This window comes from [Clostridium] scindens ATCC 35704 (assembly GCF_004295125.1).
GTDB lineage: Bacteria > Bacillota > Clostridia > Lachnospirales > Lachnospiraceae > Clostridium_AP > Clostridium_AP scindens.
Window position 1 is genome coordinate 334441 of sequence record NZ_CP036170.1, and the last position, 16340, is coordinate 350780.

At 46.8% G+C, this 16340-nt stretch carries 17 protein-coding genes and 1 tRNA gene; 8 read left to right on the forward strand and 10 right to left on the reverse strand.

Features of this window, described 5'->3' with window-relative positions; all coding sequences use genetic code 11:
* Window positions 1–149: 149 nt before the first annotated feature.
* Window positions 150–224, reverse strand: a tRNA-Pro gene (locus tag HDCHBGLK_RS01660).
* Window positions 225–367: 143 nt separating this feature from the next.
* Here HDCHBGLK_RS01660 and dapB point away from each other — a divergent pair.
* Together dapB and HDCHBGLK_RS01670 are read left to right on the forward strand one after the other, a co-directional pair.
* Window positions 368–1165, forward strand: coding sequence for a 4-hydroxy-tetrahydrodipicolinate reductase (gene dapB, locus HDCHBGLK_RS01665; RefSeq protein ID WP_004605881.1), 798 nt, complete (start codon window positions 368–370; stop codon window positions 1163–1165).
* Between the two features lie 96 nt (window positions 1166–1261).
* Window positions 1262–1576, forward strand: a complete 315-nt coding sequence (locus HDCHBGLK_RS01670) for a YbjQ family protein (protein WP_004605882.1) — start codon at window positions 1262–1264, stop codon at window positions 1574–1576.
* Between the two features lie 69 nt (window positions 1577–1645).
* Here HDCHBGLK_RS01670 and HDCHBGLK_RS01675 read toward each other — a convergent pair whose 3' ends face one another.
* From HDCHBGLK_RS01675 to HDCHBGLK_RS01690, 4 genes are all read right to left on the reverse strand, one after another.
* Window positions 1646–2233 carry a nucleotidyl transferase family protein gene (locus tag HDCHBGLK_RS01675; protein ID WP_004605883.1) on the reverse strand — a complete coding sequence of 196 codons (588 nt, stop codon included), beginning with the start codon at window positions 2231–2233 and terminating at the stop codon, window positions 1646–1648.
* A 94-nt stretch (window positions 2234–2327) separates the two neighbouring features.
* Window positions 2328–3908, reverse strand: coding sequence for a DEAD/DEAH box helicase (locus HDCHBGLK_RS01680; protein WP_004605884.1), 1581 nt, complete (start codon window positions 3906–3908; stop codon window positions 2328–2330).
* 81 nt (window positions 3909–3989) lie between these two features.
* Window positions 3990–5489, reverse strand: a complete 1500-nt coding sequence (locus HDCHBGLK_RS01685; protein WP_130574553.1) for a PH domain-containing protein — start codon at window positions 5487–5489, stop codon at window positions 3990–3992.
* Window positions 5467–5976: a PH domain-containing protein gene (locus tag HDCHBGLK_RS01690; RefSeq protein ID WP_004605886.1), complete on the reverse strand. Its 510-nt coding sequence runs from the start codon at window positions 5974–5976 to the stop codon at window positions 5467–5469. The genes HDCHBGLK_RS01685 and HDCHBGLK_RS01690 overlap by 23 nt, the downstream gene beginning before the upstream one ends.
* 180 nt (window positions 5977–6156) lie before the next feature.
* Between HDCHBGLK_RS01690 and HDCHBGLK_RS01695 the strand changes: the two genes are divergently transcribed.
* The 3 genes from HDCHBGLK_RS01695 (at window position 6157) to HDCHBGLK_RS01705 (ending at window position 8185) form a co-directional block, all read left to right on the forward strand.
* Window positions 6157–6585, forward strand: a complete 429-nt coding sequence (locus tag HDCHBGLK_RS01695; RefSeq protein ID WP_004605887.1) for a hypothetical protein — start codon at window positions 6157–6159, stop codon at window positions 6583–6585.
* A gap of 90 nt (window positions 6586–6675) precedes the next feature.
* Window positions 6676–7350, forward strand: a complete 675-nt coding sequence (locus HDCHBGLK_RS01700) for a Crp/Fnr family transcriptional regulator (RefSeq protein WP_004605888.1) — start codon at window positions 6676–6678, stop codon at window positions 7348–7350.
* Between the two features lie 70 nt (window positions 7351–7420).
* Window positions 7421–8185 carry a MerR family transcriptional regulator gene (locus tag HDCHBGLK_RS01705; protein ID WP_004605889.1) on the forward strand — a complete coding sequence of 255 codons (765 nt, stop codon included), beginning with the start codon at window positions 7421–7423 and terminating at the stop codon, window positions 8183–8185.
* Window positions 8186–8311: 126 nt separating this feature from the next.
* On the opposite strand, the gene trxA is transcribed toward HDCHBGLK_RS01705, so the two are convergent.
* A complete protein-coding gene (gene trxA, locus HDCHBGLK_RS01710) occupies window positions 8312–8620 on the reverse strand; it encodes a thioredoxin (RefSeq protein ID WP_009248832.1) in 309 nt (102 codons plus the stop codon).
* Between the two features lie 206 nt (window positions 8621–8826).
* Here trxA and HDCHBGLK_RS01715 point away from each other — a divergent pair, with 206 nt between their 5' ends.
* The 3 genes from HDCHBGLK_RS01715 (at window position 8827) to HDCHBGLK_RS01725 (ending at window position 11370) form a co-directional block, all read left to right on the forward strand.
* Entirely contained in the window at window positions 8827–9303 is a 477-nt protein-coding gene (locus HDCHBGLK_RS01715) for an RNA polymerase sigma factor (protein ID WP_004605891.1), read from the forward strand.
* Entirely contained in the window at window positions 9300–10124 is an 825-nt protein-coding gene (locus HDCHBGLK_RS01720) for a zf-HC2 domain-containing protein (protein WP_004605892.1), read from the forward strand. Before HDCHBGLK_RS01715 ends, HDCHBGLK_RS01720 begins: the two co-directional genes overlap by 4 nt.
* A 154-nt stretch (window positions 10125–10278) precedes the next feature.
* On the forward strand, window positions 10279–11370 hold the full coding sequence (locus HDCHBGLK_RS01725) for a KamA family radical SAM protein (RefSeq protein WP_004605893.1): 1092 nt from the start codon (window positions 10279–10281) through the stop codon (window positions 11368–11370).
* 75 nt (window positions 11371–11445) lie between these two features.
* Here HDCHBGLK_RS01725 and HDCHBGLK_RS01730 read toward each other — a convergent pair whose 3' ends face one another.
* The 4 genes from HDCHBGLK_RS01730 to HDCHBGLK_RS01745 form a co-directional block, all read right to left on the reverse strand.
* Window positions 11446–12471 carry an NUDIX domain-containing protein gene (locus tag HDCHBGLK_RS01730; RefSeq protein ID WP_009248834.1) on the reverse strand — a complete coding sequence of 342 codons (1026 nt, stop codon included), beginning with the start codon at window positions 12469–12471 and terminating at the stop codon, window positions 11446–11448.
* Between the two features lie 288 nt (window positions 12472–12759).
* Entirely contained in the window at window positions 12760–14505 is a 1746-nt protein-coding gene (locus tag HDCHBGLK_RS01735; RefSeq protein ID WP_004605895.1) for a S8 family peptidase, read from the reverse strand.
* Between the two features lie 24 nt (window positions 14506–14529).
* Window positions 14530–15141 carry a rubrerythrin gene (rbr, locus tag HDCHBGLK_RS01740; protein ID WP_004605896.1) on the reverse strand — a complete coding sequence of 204 codons (612 nt, stop codon included), beginning with the start codon at window positions 15139–15141 and terminating at the stop codon, window positions 14530–14532.
* 61 nt (window positions 15142–15202) lie between these two features.
* Window positions 15203–16219, reverse strand: a complete 1017-nt coding sequence (locus HDCHBGLK_RS01745) for a glycosyltransferase family 2 protein (RefSeq protein ID WP_009248836.1) — start codon at window positions 16217–16219, stop codon at window positions 15203–15205.
* Window positions 16220–16340: the final 121 nt, after the last annotated feature.

Genomic DNA, 16340 nt, shown 5'->3' on the forward strand with positions numbered 1-16340 from the left:
TTTAATATGCGATTTCGTGTTGCATTTCGTGTTGCATTTTATTATATTTTGATGTTATTTTTGCAACATGATGGATTAATTCTAAAATATCAAAATGCGCTATCCCTATATTTACAAAGGATAGCGCATTTTCAATGATTAATAAATAGTCGGGGTAACAGGATTCGAACCTGCGGCCTCACGGCCCCCAGCCGTGCGCTCTGACCAAACTGAGCCATACCCCGCTAGAGATATTCTATCGAATCGCGTCGAATATTGCAAGTACTATTTTCTTTTTTTATGAATCCTTTTTATAATTCCCATTTCTATGGTACAATAATCATAGTTTATATCAGGTATTTCATTGTATGTGAAAGGAGTATATATTATGAAAGTAATAGTTGTAGGACCACGAGGAAAAATGGGAAAACTAATCACGCAGGCGGCGGCTGCCAGGGATGACATGGAACTGATGGCTGGCGTGGGACCAAAGGGCCGCGATTACATAGGAAAGGATCTGGGAACGGTTGCCATGATTGGCCGCGAGCTGGGCGTTCCTGTTACCGATGACTTGGAAAGCGTTATTGACGGCTGTGACGTCATTATAGATTTTTCCACAAAGGAGACTGCTATGGACGTGCTGTCTCTTGCTATCTCTCACAAGAAGGCACTTGTATGCGGCACCACCGGATTTGCCGAAGAAGAGATGCAGCGCTTTGCGGATGCCGCCAAAGATATTCCTATGCTGTACGCCGCCAACACTTCCAAATTAGTCAACATTATGAATAAATTGCTGGAACTGGTAGCCACGACTCTAAAAGATGAGATTGATATCGAGATCCTGGAAATGCATGACCAGTGGAAAAAGGATGCTCCCAGCGGCACTTCCAGGGAAATGGGCGAAATCATGGCCCACGCTTTTGGCAAGGAATTAAAAGATGTCGCCGTATACGGGCGGGAGGGTGTATCGCCCAGAGAGCCTGGCACGATTGGCTACCACTCCCTGCGGGCAGGGAATATCCCAAGCAGCCACACCGTATTCTTTGGCGGCATGGGCGAGCGCCTTGAAATTACCCACCACTCTTACAACTGGGAATGCTTTGCAAGAGGCGCTTGCGACTGCGCCGCATTCCTGGCAGATAAGGCGCCGGGCTTCTACACCATTAAGGATGTATTAAACTTATAATAAATCGTAAATTCTTCTTGCCATCTGACAAGCAAGGAAGTATAATTGTATTAATCAAATAATACAATTATACATTATCTAAAGGAGGACTATGCAATGATCTTAGTAAATACAGATTATATCTCAGGTAAAAATTTTGAAATGATCGGCCTTGTAAGAGGAACCATGATCCAATCCGTTCATTTTGGAAAAGATATTATGAACAGTTTCAAGACTCTGGTAGGCGGCGAACTTACATCCTATACAGAGATGATGAACGAGGCAAGGGCTATTGCTACCAAGCGCATGTGTGACGATGCACAGGCCATGGGTGCGGACGCGGTGGTCAACATCCGCTATGCTTCCAGCGCTGTCATGCAGGGCGCGGCAGAGGTTATGGCATACGGCACGGCAGTTAAGTTTGTGGAATAGGCATACAGCCAGGGATAAAATATAAAGGACGCATAACACTTTGATTTCATGTTATGCGTCCTTATTTATTCACATCAGGTTAATATCCTTTTCGTCCATCCGCATTTTTTCCAATCGCTTGATTCGTTCATCCAGATGGTTCTCCGTCAGATAACGATATACGCTTTTGGGTACCAGATGGGCCCATTCCTGGTCGGTGGCGATGCAGCTTCTGATCCAGGAGGCGGTCACGCCTTTTTCTTCCGGCGCCTTTCTCCACAAAACCTCTACGTCCAGCCCAAGGCTTCTTAATATCTTGTATTTCTCCTCGTCCCATTCATCGCACAGTCCCATATAGTATACGGCCTCTTTGGGTGCATACTGGAGAATATACTCGGGGCAGCTGATTGGGAACGGAATCACGTCGTACTCGGATTCCGGGACCCGAAACTCCTGCATAGCTCCCCGTATCATCTCATAGCGTTCAAAATAGGTAAGCGGGTTGGCCGATTTGGCCGAACGGTTGATATCATTGACCGAATCCCTGGTATGCATGCTGTCTGGGTTCGTAATGCCAATGTATAATTTCCTGCAGCGCATCTTGGCAGCCAGGATATACTCCATATGCTTCAAGTGGAGTACCTGGAATCTTCCATGTATTACTCCGGTTTCAATCATACGTATTCTCCCTTTTTCGGGTAAAAGCCCCTCTTAGATTCATCCTTATTATTGCACTTTTAGTATACTCTGATACATCTTTTGATTGCAAGCACTATTTCTGGTTGGCAGGCTCCACTGCTACGGACTTTCCTTTGATCTTGGCATGATCCATCGCATTCAGGATATCCCTGGCGTATTCTCTTGGCACCTCTACGAAGGTATACTTATCATACATATCGATGGTTCCCACTACCTTGCCCGGCAATCCGCTCTCTCCTGCCAGCGCGCCCAGAATATCGCCCGGCTTTGCTTTATGCTTTTTTCCAATATTGATGAACAATCGTACCATTCCTGGCTCCTCTGCTCCTGTATCCTCGAACATATCTTCACCGTCTTCTTCTTTGGTTCCTGAACACAGTTTCAAAAGCGCGGCGGCAATATCCATGCTGGTATAGTCTGAATCGTTTACTTCCGCCTGAATCATCTGGAAATACGTGGTAAGATCCTCTTCCTCGATAATCCGGTTGATGGTTTCCATCAGCTTATCCATCTTAGTATTGGCAACATCGTCAAGAGACGGCACTTTCTGTGCATATATCTTAGTCTTGCAGTATCTCTGGATTTCCTTCAGCTTGTATACTTCCTTGCCGGTAACGAATGAGAAGGAACGGCCGACACGTCCTGCACGCCCTGTCCTTCCGATTCTATGAACGTAATACTCATCATCCTGCGGAAGATCATAATTGAATACTGCCTCTACTTCTTCAACGTCAATGCCCCTGGCCGCCACATCTGTAGCTACCAGAATCTCTGTCTTCCCTTTTCGGAACCCATCCATGACGCGGTCTCTCTGGGCCTGCTTCATATCTCCGTGAAGTCCGGCCGCAAAATAGCCTCTTCCCAGAAGCCCATTTACCAGCAGGTCAACCTGTTTCTTCGTATTACAAAAGATAACGGAAAGTTTCGGATTGTAAATGTCGAGAAGCCTGGAGAGCACTTCCTCTTTATTCTTCGGCTTTACTTCGTAATAGAACTGTTCAATATTTGGAACCGTCAGTTCTTTTTTGGTAACCTTGATCAATTCAGCGTTCTTCTGGAATCTCTTAGTGATATCCAGAATCGGCTTTGGCATGGTCGCAGAGAAAAGAACGGTCTGACGCTCTTCGGGCACGCCTTCCAGAATCGTCTCAATATCTTCCCTAAATCCCATGTTCAGCATCTCATCTGCCTCGTCCAGGACTACGGTATGGACATTCTCCATCTTTACCGTCTTTCTTCTCATATGGTCCATCACACGTCCGGGTGTTCCGATAATCAGCTGCGTACCGCTTTTTAATGAACGGATCTGCTTAACGATCTCCTGTCCTCCATAGATCGGAAGCACCTTGATCGCATGCATATATTTGGCCAGATTCCGGATTTCTTCCGCCACCTGGATAGCCAGTTCTCTGGTAGGGCACAGGACGATGGCCTGTAACTTCTTATTCTTGGGATCTATCTTTTCCAGCAGGGGAATTCCAAATGCCGCCGTCTTTCCTGTTCCGGTCTGAGCCTGGCCGATGATGTCTTTTCCCTCCAGCATAGCCGGAATCGCCTTCGCCTGAATCGGTGACGCCTCTTCAAATCCCATGTTCTTTACTGCTTTCATAATCTCCGGGCATAATCCCAGATCTTCAAATCTTGCTTCTTCCATTAATTACATATTCCTTTCAAGTCTCAAAAAAAATACTCTTTACCTGAACCCAAGTAAAGAGTACTCACACAGTTTCCTTTGCTATGATACCATATTTGACTTGATTATGTCTACTTCTTTTTTCGGAAAATATGGAATTCCCTGCACCCGGCTGTCTGCGCTGGCCAGAAGATACAGGCTGCCTTTCTGGATTCCCATACGTTTCGCGATAAAATTCTGCTCCAGCTGGACATGCTGGATCTTCTCATAAGACACATAGGATAGGCAGCGGCGGAAATAGCCGTTCGCCAGGACTACGCATTTCTTGCCCACGGCAAAGCCTGCGGTGGCATACCGAAGCGCCATCAAGAAGATCGTTAAGGCGATGAGCCCTGCCATTCCTGCCCCTATCCATCCTCTGTAGCGGGGCAGCAACTCTGCTAAGGTCCCCGCTACGCCTGCCACGACCGCGCAGTAAGCCAGCAGAGGCATCATCCAGGCTGCCAGGGTCCCCTTTGGCTGTCTGGATACCGGCATTCTGACCGCATCTTCAAATTCCGGCAGAAGACTATGCAGCTTAGCATCCAGCGCTTCTTTCTTACTGTAGAGCAGCAGGAAGGACTGCTTCTCCGCTTCGTCATCTCCCATCCCGACGTTCACGATCTCCGCCATATATCTGTGTGACATCCGTCCAAGAAGCGACTGGGTCAGCTTCAATGCATTGATCTTGTCCACCGGTATGGTATAACTTACCTTTTTCAAGAATCCGTAACGTATATACAGCCGGTCTTCTATTCTCTTTACTTTGAAATCATAGTATTTGACAAATCCTTTGATAATATCCCACAATGCTGACATAAATACGGTGGCCATCACCAGAATGCTCGCCAGGATTCCCATAATGCTTTTTCCGGCGAATCCCTGGCCCAGCGTATCCGATACTACTTCCGCCATGCCGACGGCACATCCCAGAAGAATCAGCAGAGAGAACAGGTTGATGGAAAATAGTCCATGGACGACCATATCTCCAAGTGACGCCTCCACATCATACTGCGGCTGCCCTGCATCCGCCTTCTTTTCCTTTATGCTTTCCTCCCCGGATGCTTCCATCAGATCCATAAGATATTGACGAAGCGACTGTGCATCCTCTTTCTTAAGGACAATCGTAACATCCGTCTTGTTGGCCGTTGTCATGCTGTTTGTATCCAGTTTTATCTTGCTGGTCCCCGCCAGCATCTCGAATAGGTTCCGTTCCATATTCACATTGGATATATTCTTGATCCCTATGGTATCTTTCTTCCGGTTAAGCGTATTTCTCTCAATCACGATGGTATTGTCATAGATGGAAATATAAGTCTTCGACCAGACGATGAACTGCCAGGCCGCCCCAATTGCCAGCAGCAGGAGGATCGCGCCGCAAGCAAGCAAGATAACTTTCGCGTCTTTTGCATCCATTCCCGAACTATTGGCCAGAGCCTTTACATTCTGCGCCAGGCCGCTGATCGCGGCAACAATGACTAATAGCAGCACCCGTCCCAGGCGTTCTGCCACAATAGAAATATGATTTCGGAATCTTATGTTATTCTCCATCTTCTTCTCCATCTTCTTCCCCATCCTCTTCCCTCTGGCTGACAACGATCTCGTTGATTCTGCCTCTTAAGTTCTCTGCTATCTGTTCTGCCTTCTCTTCCTCCAGAAACCGGATCGTGACATCGCCGCCTGCGGTGGTCACCACCACCTTTGCCACTTTGAACATCTGGTCTATCGGCCCTTTCCAAGTCTGCAGCTTGTGGAGCCTTTCTATAGGAACTATATTACGCTTTACAAACAAGTATCCTTCCTTGATATCAATGCACTCTTCATTAATACTGTACCGGTATCTGTGATACCGGAAATAGGGGCTCGCCAGCGCGTCGAATAAGATCAGGATCATAAGCGCCAGGGACACTGCCTTCAGCATATCCATATCCTTTGGAAATATCCACAGCCAATTGACCGCCCCGATCACCGCAAGCGCGATCACGCTCGCAAGCGCTGTTGCCACGTACATGCATCCCAGTGCCCGTTTTGATAACTTTTCATACTTCATACGAATACTCCTTCTGTCTGGTATATTGTGGATGGTAATATTGTAATGTATCTGTCCGTATTAATCCAGAAAAATTTTTGTTATAATGTTCTTATTACAAGTTCAAAGGCAACTGCTCGATCAAGACCTGGCTGTGCCAGATCGGCAAGAATACCTACCTGTCACATCTGTGAGCGGGCTGTGCGTTCCATCAAGACCCTGAAACGCAAACTTACCTCCAGGCATCTCATTATCCTTAGCCTGGTCCTGCTGCTGTTTGCAGCGGACTATGTATGGTCCCAATGCCTGGCTCCCTGGATCTATTCCATTCCTGCCGATGATGTCCAGGTTACAGAACTTTATGAACTTAAGAATGGGGATCAGGATGAAATCAGTTTTATCTTTCCGAAGGAAGAGAAAAGTCCTTCTTATGCCGCCCAGTATACCCACTCCTGCGCCTCCATCTATTATAGAGGCAAATCTGACGATGACCAGCTTATGATCTGGGAAGAAGGACAGAAGGTCGGACCTGCTCCCAGAGAGATTGAACAGAAAGTCAAAGAAGAGTACAAGAATTCACAGGAACTCGATTGGGGAACATTCACTTACCCTATGACACTAGAGCCATAAAATAGCAAGATATCATTTTATTCTTGCAGCGCTTCCTTCTTATGCTATACTTAGGATAAAATCAATCATACGTAGAAAGAAGGATGTTCCATGCTCACAGAGACAGATACCACTATATTGCAAGAATCCCTCCCTTTCTGGGATCAACTTAACGGCAACCAGAAGGAACTGCTTAAGTCCGGCTCTTCCCTCATGAAATACGCTAAAAACAGCAACGTGCACAGTGACAATTCGCAGTGTGTGGGCATGCTGCTGGTCAAATCCGGTTCTCTTCGGGTATATATGCTTTCAGAGGAAGGGCGGGAGATTACCCTGTATCGTATCTACAGCGGTGAAGTATGCGTCCTATCCGCTTCCTGCGTCTTAAAGTCCATCACGTTTGATGTATACATCGATGCCGTGGAGGCAAGCGAAGTCATACAGGTTAGTTCCGCCTCCATCTCATCCGTCATGAATCAGAATATTTATGCCGAATGCTTTGCATATAAGATGGCAACCGAGCGGTTCTCCAATGTAATGTGGGCCATGCAGCAGATTCTCTTTATGAGTTTTGACAGGCGCCTGGCCATCTTCCTGCTGGATGAGGCCGCGGCTTTACATTCCCAGGAGATCAAGATGACTCATGAGCAGATAGCCCGGCTGATGGGAAGCGCCCGGGAGGTTGTCACCAGAATGCTCAAATACTTCTCAAGCGAAGGTTATGTAGAACTTTCCAGAGGAACCGTAAAAATCCTTGATAAAAATAAATTAAAAAATCTGGCCTAAACCCTTGACCTTAACGCCGCGTAAACAGTTACACTGGTTTTGTCAGGAACTGACCAAAGGAGGAAGTCTTATGGAACATGGCTATACGGTTACCCAGCTAGCTGACATTGCCGGCATCAGCCCCCGCACCCTGCGCTACTATGACCAGATCGGGCTCCTTGTACCCAGACGCGCCCCGGACTCGGGCTACCGCATATATGGCAAGGAAGAGGTTGACGTACTTTGGCAGATACTGTTCTTCAGGCGTATGGGACTGGAACTTTCCACGATTGAAGGATTTATCAAGGATCCTGCCTTCAACCAGCTGGAAGCGCTACGGGCGCATCTTGACCATTTATACAAGGAGGAGCAGAATCTAAGGCTTCTGATTGAAACTGTGAAAAAGACGATTCAAATGGAAGAAGGGAAGATACGCATGACAGACCAGGAAAAATTTGCTGCGCTGAAAAAGGAATTAATCGAAGAAAACGAAGAGAAATATGGAAAGGAAATCCGCGAAAAATACGGTGACAGCACGATTGAGAACAGCAATCAAAACATGCTAAATCTAACATCAAAGGAGTATTATGCCATGAAAGAATTAGAAGGAAAGATCCTCGCGGCGCTGAAAGACGCCGTAACTTCCGGCGCGTCTGCGTCAGATGCCGTCGGCAGGGATATTGCCATGATGCACAAAGAGTGGCTGTCTTACACATGGCCATCCTATGACCCCAAGGCTCATCTGGGGCTGGCGGAAATGTACGTGGCAGATGAGCGGTTTCAATCCTATTATGACAAAGAACTCTCGGGATGCGCCAAGTTTCTTCGGGACGCCATCTGCGCCCACATAGCATGATGGTATAGACTCCAGGCGTAATACAACGACAGACAGGCAGCGGTATAGGTTCCCATAGAAGAACTTCCTGCCGCTGCCTGTATTATGTCCATTTTAAACAATCTGCCAATCTTATATCCGAATTCTTTATTTTAACATCTCTAATATCTCTGCTTTGGACTTTGCCCCAACTTCTCTTTTCACCGGCTTGCCGTCTCTGAATACCATAAGAGTCGGTATCGACATTACCCTGTACTCTTTGGCCAGTTCCGGCTGCTCGTCCACATTCACCTTGCAGATCTTCGCGTCTTTGACCTCTCCTGCCAATTCTTCTATGATTGGTAGTACCATCTGGCATGGTCCGCACCAGGTAGCCCAGAAATCAACCAGCACCGGCTCCTTCGCCTGTAATACTTCCTCGTTAAATGTTTCCTTTGTCAAATGAGTTGCTGCCATATCTATCATCCTTTCTTTCATTGTACTCTGTCGAGTATTTGTTTGCTTTGATGATTCTATTATACCCTATTTAAAAAGAAAATCTGTGATTCAGTCACATTTTGTCAATTTTATTTACAATCCACTAATACAGAAAAAAATGTTATATTAGTTGTAACGAATCAAGCAGTCATGCGTCTAATGGACAAGCGAGGGGAGGTGACGGAATGAAACTGGAATTTGATGAAATATATAAGCGCTTTTTCAAGGATGTGTATCTGTTCGTGCTTTCTATGAGCAAGGATCCGCATACCGCGGAAGAGATTACCCAGGATACTTTCTTCAAGGCGCTTAAGGAAATCAAGCATTTCCAGGGAAACTGTTCCGTCAAGTCCTGGCTGTGCCAGATTGCCAAGAATCTATACATCTCCTACACGCGCAAGAAAAAGGCGGTCCATACGGACAGTCTTGAACAGTTTCCCGATGACTCGGATATTGAAAGCATGTGCATCCGCAAAGACGAAGCCCTATCGATTTATAAGATTCTGCACTGCCTGGAGGAACCTTATAAAGAGGTATTCATCCTTCGCGTTCTGGGAGACTTAAGTTTCCGGGAGATCGGTGAAATCTTCGGCAAGCAAGAGACCTGGGCCAGAGTCACTTATCACCGTGCCAGGCTGAAAATCAAGGAGGTAATGATATGAATAAGGCAGACTGCGATATAATTAAAGATCTGCTGCCGCTTTATGAAGATAATATCTGCAGCGAGAAAAGCAAAGACCTGATTGAAGAGCATCTTATAGAATGCGAAGACTGCCGGGAGTATCTGGATTCCCTCCACGAAGAACTGCCGCCTATTGAGCCTTCTTCTGAGGACGCGGTCATAGACGAGACTCGATTCATCAAGCGGATCCAGCGCAAGATCGCGCGCCAGAAATTGCTGGCCTGTGGAATCCTTCTGCTGACAGTTCTGGCATTCTGCACTATCCGGGATAATACTCTAATCGGCGAAGGCATCCAAAAACTGCCTTTATTTGACAAGCGTATTGCTGTCGATTACATCGAGCCAACCCAGTTATACCGGCTGAAAGACGGGCGCATCTTCTGTACGCTTAAGAGCGAGAAGCCTTTTAGCATCTCATCCTACTGGATAGATGTATCACCCAAATATTATGACCAGCCTTGTGATGACGGCAAGACGATCCTTTCACTGGAACGATCCAGATGGGAGGAATTCTGGTCCAGCAGCGCCTCTTTCACGGAGATGTCTTATGTACTGCCGCTTAAGGAAGAAGTGGACTCTGCCGCCTCCATAGATGAAGAGAACCAAACCGTAATCCATTACAGCACTTCCATCTATTATGAAGGCAAAAGAGGCGAGCGGAAACTTATCTGGAAAGAAGGCCAGAAGATCAAGGATGCCCCTCTGTCTGTTGAAAAGAGAGTCGCTGCTGAAGAAAGCGGAAAGCCAAATGAAGACTATGGCCCGGAAGAAAATGTGCTCATCTTTGATTTTAGAGAATAGTAAACTCCAGCCACCAGACCAGCGAACTGTTATCCCGCATCTGTATACACAGAATTTTAATATTAGTTCATAAAATATTTCTTAAAATTCGCCTCCATTTTATGCTATACTTAGACAATAGCAACCCCGAGTATCCGTATTAAGGAGGTGCAATATGAGATGGGAAGAAATACTGGCAGGCAATGTCACTACTTTGGATGAATTATCAGCATCGATCCCACAGATCAATGAATATGGAGATATTGCGTCAAAAGTGCTGAACAAATATCCTATGTCCATTCCACGTTACTATCTGTCCCTTGTCAATCCAGATGATGCCAATGACCCTATCCGGAAGATGTGCATTCCCTCCTTCCTGGAAATGGATCTTGCCGGCACATTCGACACCAGCGGCGAAAGTTCCAATACAAAACTGCAGGGACTCCAGCATAAGTATCCGCAAACGGTACTGATGCTTTCCACGAACCGCTGCGCCATGTACTGCAGATACTGCTTTCGCAAGCGTATGGTAGGAAGCGGCACGCAAGAGGTCGTGGCAGATATCAAGGAGGCCATATCCTATATCCTGAAACATGAGGAAATTACCAATGTTCTCATCTCAGGGGGCGATTCTTTCCTACTGGATACGGACATCATCCGGGAATACCTGGATTCTCTATCTGCTATTGGCCATCTTGATTATATCCGCTTTGGAACCAAGACCCCTGTCGTCTTCCCACAGCGTATACTGGAAGATAGCAGATTGCAGGACATTCTTCGGGAATATGGACACAAGAAGCAGATCTATATCGTGACACAGTTCAATCACCCCAGAGAATTAACAGAAGATTCTATAAGTGCCGTAAGATGCCTGCAAGGCCTCGGCCTGATCGTCAAAAACCAGACGGTTCTTTTAAAAGGAGTCAATGACTGTCCTGAAACACTTGCCCGGCTTTTCCGGCGCTTCACAGAACTTGGAATCATTCCTTACTACATCTTCCAGTGCAGGCCGGTGACCGGTGTGATGAACCAATTTCAGGTTCCCTTACAGGCTGGCTATGATATCATAGAGCAGGCGAAGGCCATGCAGAATGGCAATGGGAAATGTTTCCGCTTCGTTCTGTCTAATCCGGACGGCAAGATTGAGATTCTTGGACGGACCGCTGACGGACAGATGGTGTTCAAATATCATCAGGCCAAGGATCCTGATAATCTGGGACGGGTGTTTCAAAGAGAGGTTGGGCCGGATATCTGCTGGATCGAGTAGAAATGTCAAAAGGCCGCCATCTACATAAAAAACGTGCCGGAAGCATGTGCGATACACATGCTTCCGGCACGTTTCCTACTCTGGAAAATACTCTTTCAGATACTCTCCTACCATTCTGAATTCATCTTCATATATGCAATTCGGAAGAGTTCCTTCCCGAACCTTTTGCATGCTTTCTTCGTAATCCATCCAGATGACTTCTTCTACTTCTGACTCCTGCAGAGTCAGTTCCTCTATATCTACGGGCTCTATATACACATAGACCGAACTAAGTTCGTTATCCCGGAACATCCTGCCGTAGAATACATCTTCAAAGGCTCCATGATGCACGCCTACATAATGCAGTTCTTCTTCTGACGCCGTAATGCCAAGTTCCTCTTTCATCTCCCTGATTGCTGATTCTATCACCGTATCTCCCGAAGTCACATGGCCTGCGGACGAGATGTCATAGCATCCCGGATTGGAATCCTTGCAAGCGCTTCTTTTTTGAAGCAGTACGTCATACCCGCTCTTTAGGTTCTTTCTTACCACCCAGATGTGCGCAGTGGCATGAAGGCTTCCTTCCCGGTGGGCAACGCCCCTCTCTCTTACGATTCCAGTCTTAGAGCCGTCCGGATTAAGTATATCGAACAATTCCATAGGCTTTCCGTTCAACGCGGCAGATACCAGCTTTTCTTGTCCGTCATAAACCAGTTTTAAAGAAAAGAAATCCTCTTCTTCATCCATCAGCCGGAAGAAGATCTTGTCCCCTTCCCAGATATTTAAGTTCCATACATCTTCAATGTCCACCCATTCCAATTCCCCCTCATCACATGGAATCGGCTCGCCTATAAAGCCGTCCGCGGTAAACAGGGACATGTATTCGGTAACCCCATTGCCGGATACGAAAGTTACAAGCCCTCTGTAACGGTAGGACGTAAGCGTGTACCCGGTCTCTTCCCATACTTCTCTTAGCAGGCACTCTTCCGGGCTTTCATCCTGTTCGAAGTGACCCCCTACGCCAATCCATTTATCTTTATTTACATCGTTTTTCTTTACGGTACGGTGCAGCATCAGATAACGCCCGTCCTGCTCGATGTAACATAGCGTGCTTAGTTTCATCTGTTTCCTCCTTAATTTCCAAGAGAAGAATACCCGGTTCCAAAACCATCTATGCTTCACTGGAACGATCTCCAGCAACTGGTCTGCCATAGAACGCGAGAGCAATTCATTCTCCTTCAGGAAAACTGCCAGGGTTCTGGCATTTTCTTTCAGAACCCTGTCCCCATACTCATAGACGAATACAATTTCCTCTTAGCCTATATATTAACATCAAACTATTAAAAAATCACTATTTTTGCACTTTTTCCTCATGAATCGCGCGTCTTTTATCATGCTGAAAACAACTTTTTAAATTGGCAGGCTATCTCTTACGCAGAGCGCCCCATATCCCACCTGAGGATTGGGATACTGGGTGAATCCCGGCAGAGGCCTTGCGCCGCGCCTTAAATAGGCCTTTACTTTCTCCCCATACAGGTAATTATCGTTGCCCCTTACAATTCCCCACTCCATCAGAAGCGCCGCGCCTCCCGTCACAAATGGCGTCGCAAAGGAGGTCCCGGTAAACTGTCCGTAGCCTCCTCCGACCATAACAGAGGTGACGCTTACTCCCGGCGCAACGATATCCGGCTTCACCAGCTGCTGTTCCCGGGTATATCCCCTTCCGGAAAAATCAGCATAGGAAAATGTCAGCGCATTGTAGGCGCCCACTGAAATCGCCCTGCTGGCAGTAGATGGGATCGTAAGCGTTGTGCTGTCCGTCGGAAATAAAAAGCCGGTTCCCTGGTTAAGCACAGATTCACTTGGAAGCCACATTTCAAATTCTCCGGATACGATACGCCTTGGAGACAGTACGATCTGCCAGATGCCCCCTGAGATATACCCGTCTCTTGGAATCATATCAATATAGATTTCCTGGGACGTGCTGTAAGGGCTGGGCTCCCCATAATAGAGCAGGATTTCCGTCTGGCCTGTCGTATATCTTTGAGGGCCCAATATTTCCTTAAATGGCCCTACCGCCACTCCGGAAGGGTTGACGATGGAGATGTCCACCACGTCCGTGTATTCTTTCCATATCTGTATATTTAGCGCTGGCTGGCTATTCTGTACCGCCAGCTGGATAATCGTCTCCTCATCTTCCCGGAGCATGCCGGAAGTATGGCCCGCGCTCGCCGCCTCATTCCCTGTCCCGATACAGATGCTGTTCTTCCAGATGTTGGAGATGTCGTCAATAAACCGTTCTAAAAGCGATGTCCCGTCATGGGGGCCGTATGTATTTCCAAAACTGATATTAATCGCTACCGGCATCCGAAATTCCAGAGATTTTCGGATGGCATAATCAATTCCCTGCATCAGTTCCGTAGTCCGTGGAAATCCCTCCTGCCTGGGATTCCCAAGTTTCACCACCAGCAACTGGCTTTCAGAGGCAACGCCTGCATACTGGCCGCCGCTATTCCTTCCATTTCCTGCCGCGATTCCCGCTACCGCCGTCCCATGCCCAGAGGTATCTACGCTTGGAACCAGTCTTCTTCGCTCCTGCACAGTCGGCTGTCTAAGCGCCTCGTTAATCTGCTCCTGCGTATATTCCGCGCCAATGGCGTATCCTTCCGGCGGCGTCCTTCCCTCTCCTGGTGCCAGGGACTGGTCCCACAGCGCCCGTATTCTTGTGGTTCCATCCGTCTCCCGAAAATCCTGGCTGGCATAATCGATCCCGGAATCTATGACTGCGACAAGAATGCCCTGTCCATATAGCGCAAAGCGGGTATCCTGCACCGAATCGATACAGGATACCCGTCTTCCGTTTGCAACTTGAAAGAACAGCCTTTTGGGCTTCTCAATATATTCTACTTCCACCAGCTGCGCAAGTTCGTCAATCCTGGATTCCAGGATGGTAATGATTGCATATTCGTTCAACAGTTCCACGACTTGGCTTGCCAGGGCTCTCACCCGTTCCAGGCTTCCTGAGTATTTGATGATCAGATCCCATTCCCTGTCAATTGGATTATATCCTACATCCAGGTCCAGAGATTTCTCCCGTTCTTCTTCCGTGGCATCTATCGCCAGATTTAGCTGGTCCTCAATCTTCTGACTTGCCATGCAATCCCTTCCTTACATACAATATTATTTGATAAACTCGCATTCAAAATATGGAGCCATGCTTGCTGGTATAAAGTATCCACGTTCGTGGCGGCATACCGGGCATACTTCCGGAACCAGTTTTCCCTTATGAATATGCCCGCAGTTCAGGCACATCCAGTACTCATCTTCTTTGCTTTCAAAATACTGATTGTTCTCCAGCATGCAGGCCAGTTTGCCAAACCGCTTTGCATGCGTCTGCTCTACCCTCGCGATCTGGTAGAACGCGGATGCCACTTCTATGAAGCCTTCTTCTTTGGCTACATCTCCGAAGTTTTGGTACACATCCTCATACTCTTCCATCTCGTTATGCTCTGCGGCTTTCAACAGTTCGCTCACGCTGTCAAAATGGTCTACCGGGTAGCCTCCGTCAATATGGATGGTTGTTCCCGAAAGGTTCTTAAGCAGATCATAGAAGCGCTTTGCATGAGCGCGCTCTTGATCCGCAGTAAAGAGAAATACCTGGTTGACGGCAAATAGTCCCTGTTCTCTTGCAACCTCGGCTGCTATCGTATAGCGGTTTCTTGCCTGGCTCTCCCCGGCGAATGCTCTCATCAGATTCTCTCTTGTCTTACTTTCTTTAAAATCAATAGCCATGTCACACACTCCTTTTCATTATTAATAGTAGTATGTGGCATGGCTGCCAGATTATACATATTTAATTAAATCCAATAATTCTTCTTGCAACCGTATAGGCCAGCGAGGAGATCTTCCTGCCCGACTTGCCCGGGATATTCATGGTCTGCCCCAGGATTCCGTAGCGGATCTTAATGTAGGTCTTCATATCCCGCTTCTTCAGATACAGCCACAATTCCTTTTTCTTCTCCAGATTCTCCTTCTCCTTTGAACGGATCAAAAGAATCGAAGATACCGTCATCATGATTGCCAGGTAATTTATCATATACTGCCTCAGCTTCTTGCTGGTCACCTTTTTAAGCTGGTACATGTCTATCATAGTCTTGGTTACGAATATCTGCTGGTCCACCCTTGCGATCATCACCTTCTCATTGACGGACTGGTCCTCTCTTCCAATAAAGTACCTGTAAAAATCCACATCCAGATAGTATATCTTGCGTACATGAGGAAGGGGATAGTATACATAGATGTTATCCACATAGAAGGTATGCTTCGGCAGTCTCATCTGGCTCAGTTTGAGCATGTCCGTCCGGTATATGACAGAATGCATCAGAATATACTGATCCAGCCTGAAATGTCCGATATCATCCCAGCGGAACACCTCGTCCTGCGGAAGGACGTTCCTGTAATGTATGCATTTTTTATGGGTGACCCCCGCTTTTTCATAGACATAGTTGGAAATCAGCATGTCAATCTGCTCATTGTCCTCCTCCAGATGGCGCAGCAGCATCAATATCTTATGCAGCGCCTCCTCATCCACCCAGTCATCACTGTCCACAACCTTAAAATACTTTCCACTGGCATTGGCAAGTCCGGCGTTGACCGCGTCGCCATGCCCTCCATTCTCTTTATCGATTACTTTGATTATATCCGGATACTTGTCCATGTACTCATGGGCAATCTGCGAAGTTTTATCTTTAGAACCATCATTTACAATAATAATCTCTACCTCATCCCCGCCCGGCAGGATGCTTTCAATGGCATGGGCCATGTAATCCTGGGAATTATAGCATGGGATAGCAAATGAAATATACTTCATCATTCTTCTCCTTTTCTTCGATGAATTATCTATCTAGTATAAATCATTTCGTAAGATTTTCCAACCGCTTCTTGGTAAAATATCTCCTTATTGATTGTAAATTCCCTTTACATCCGCTATA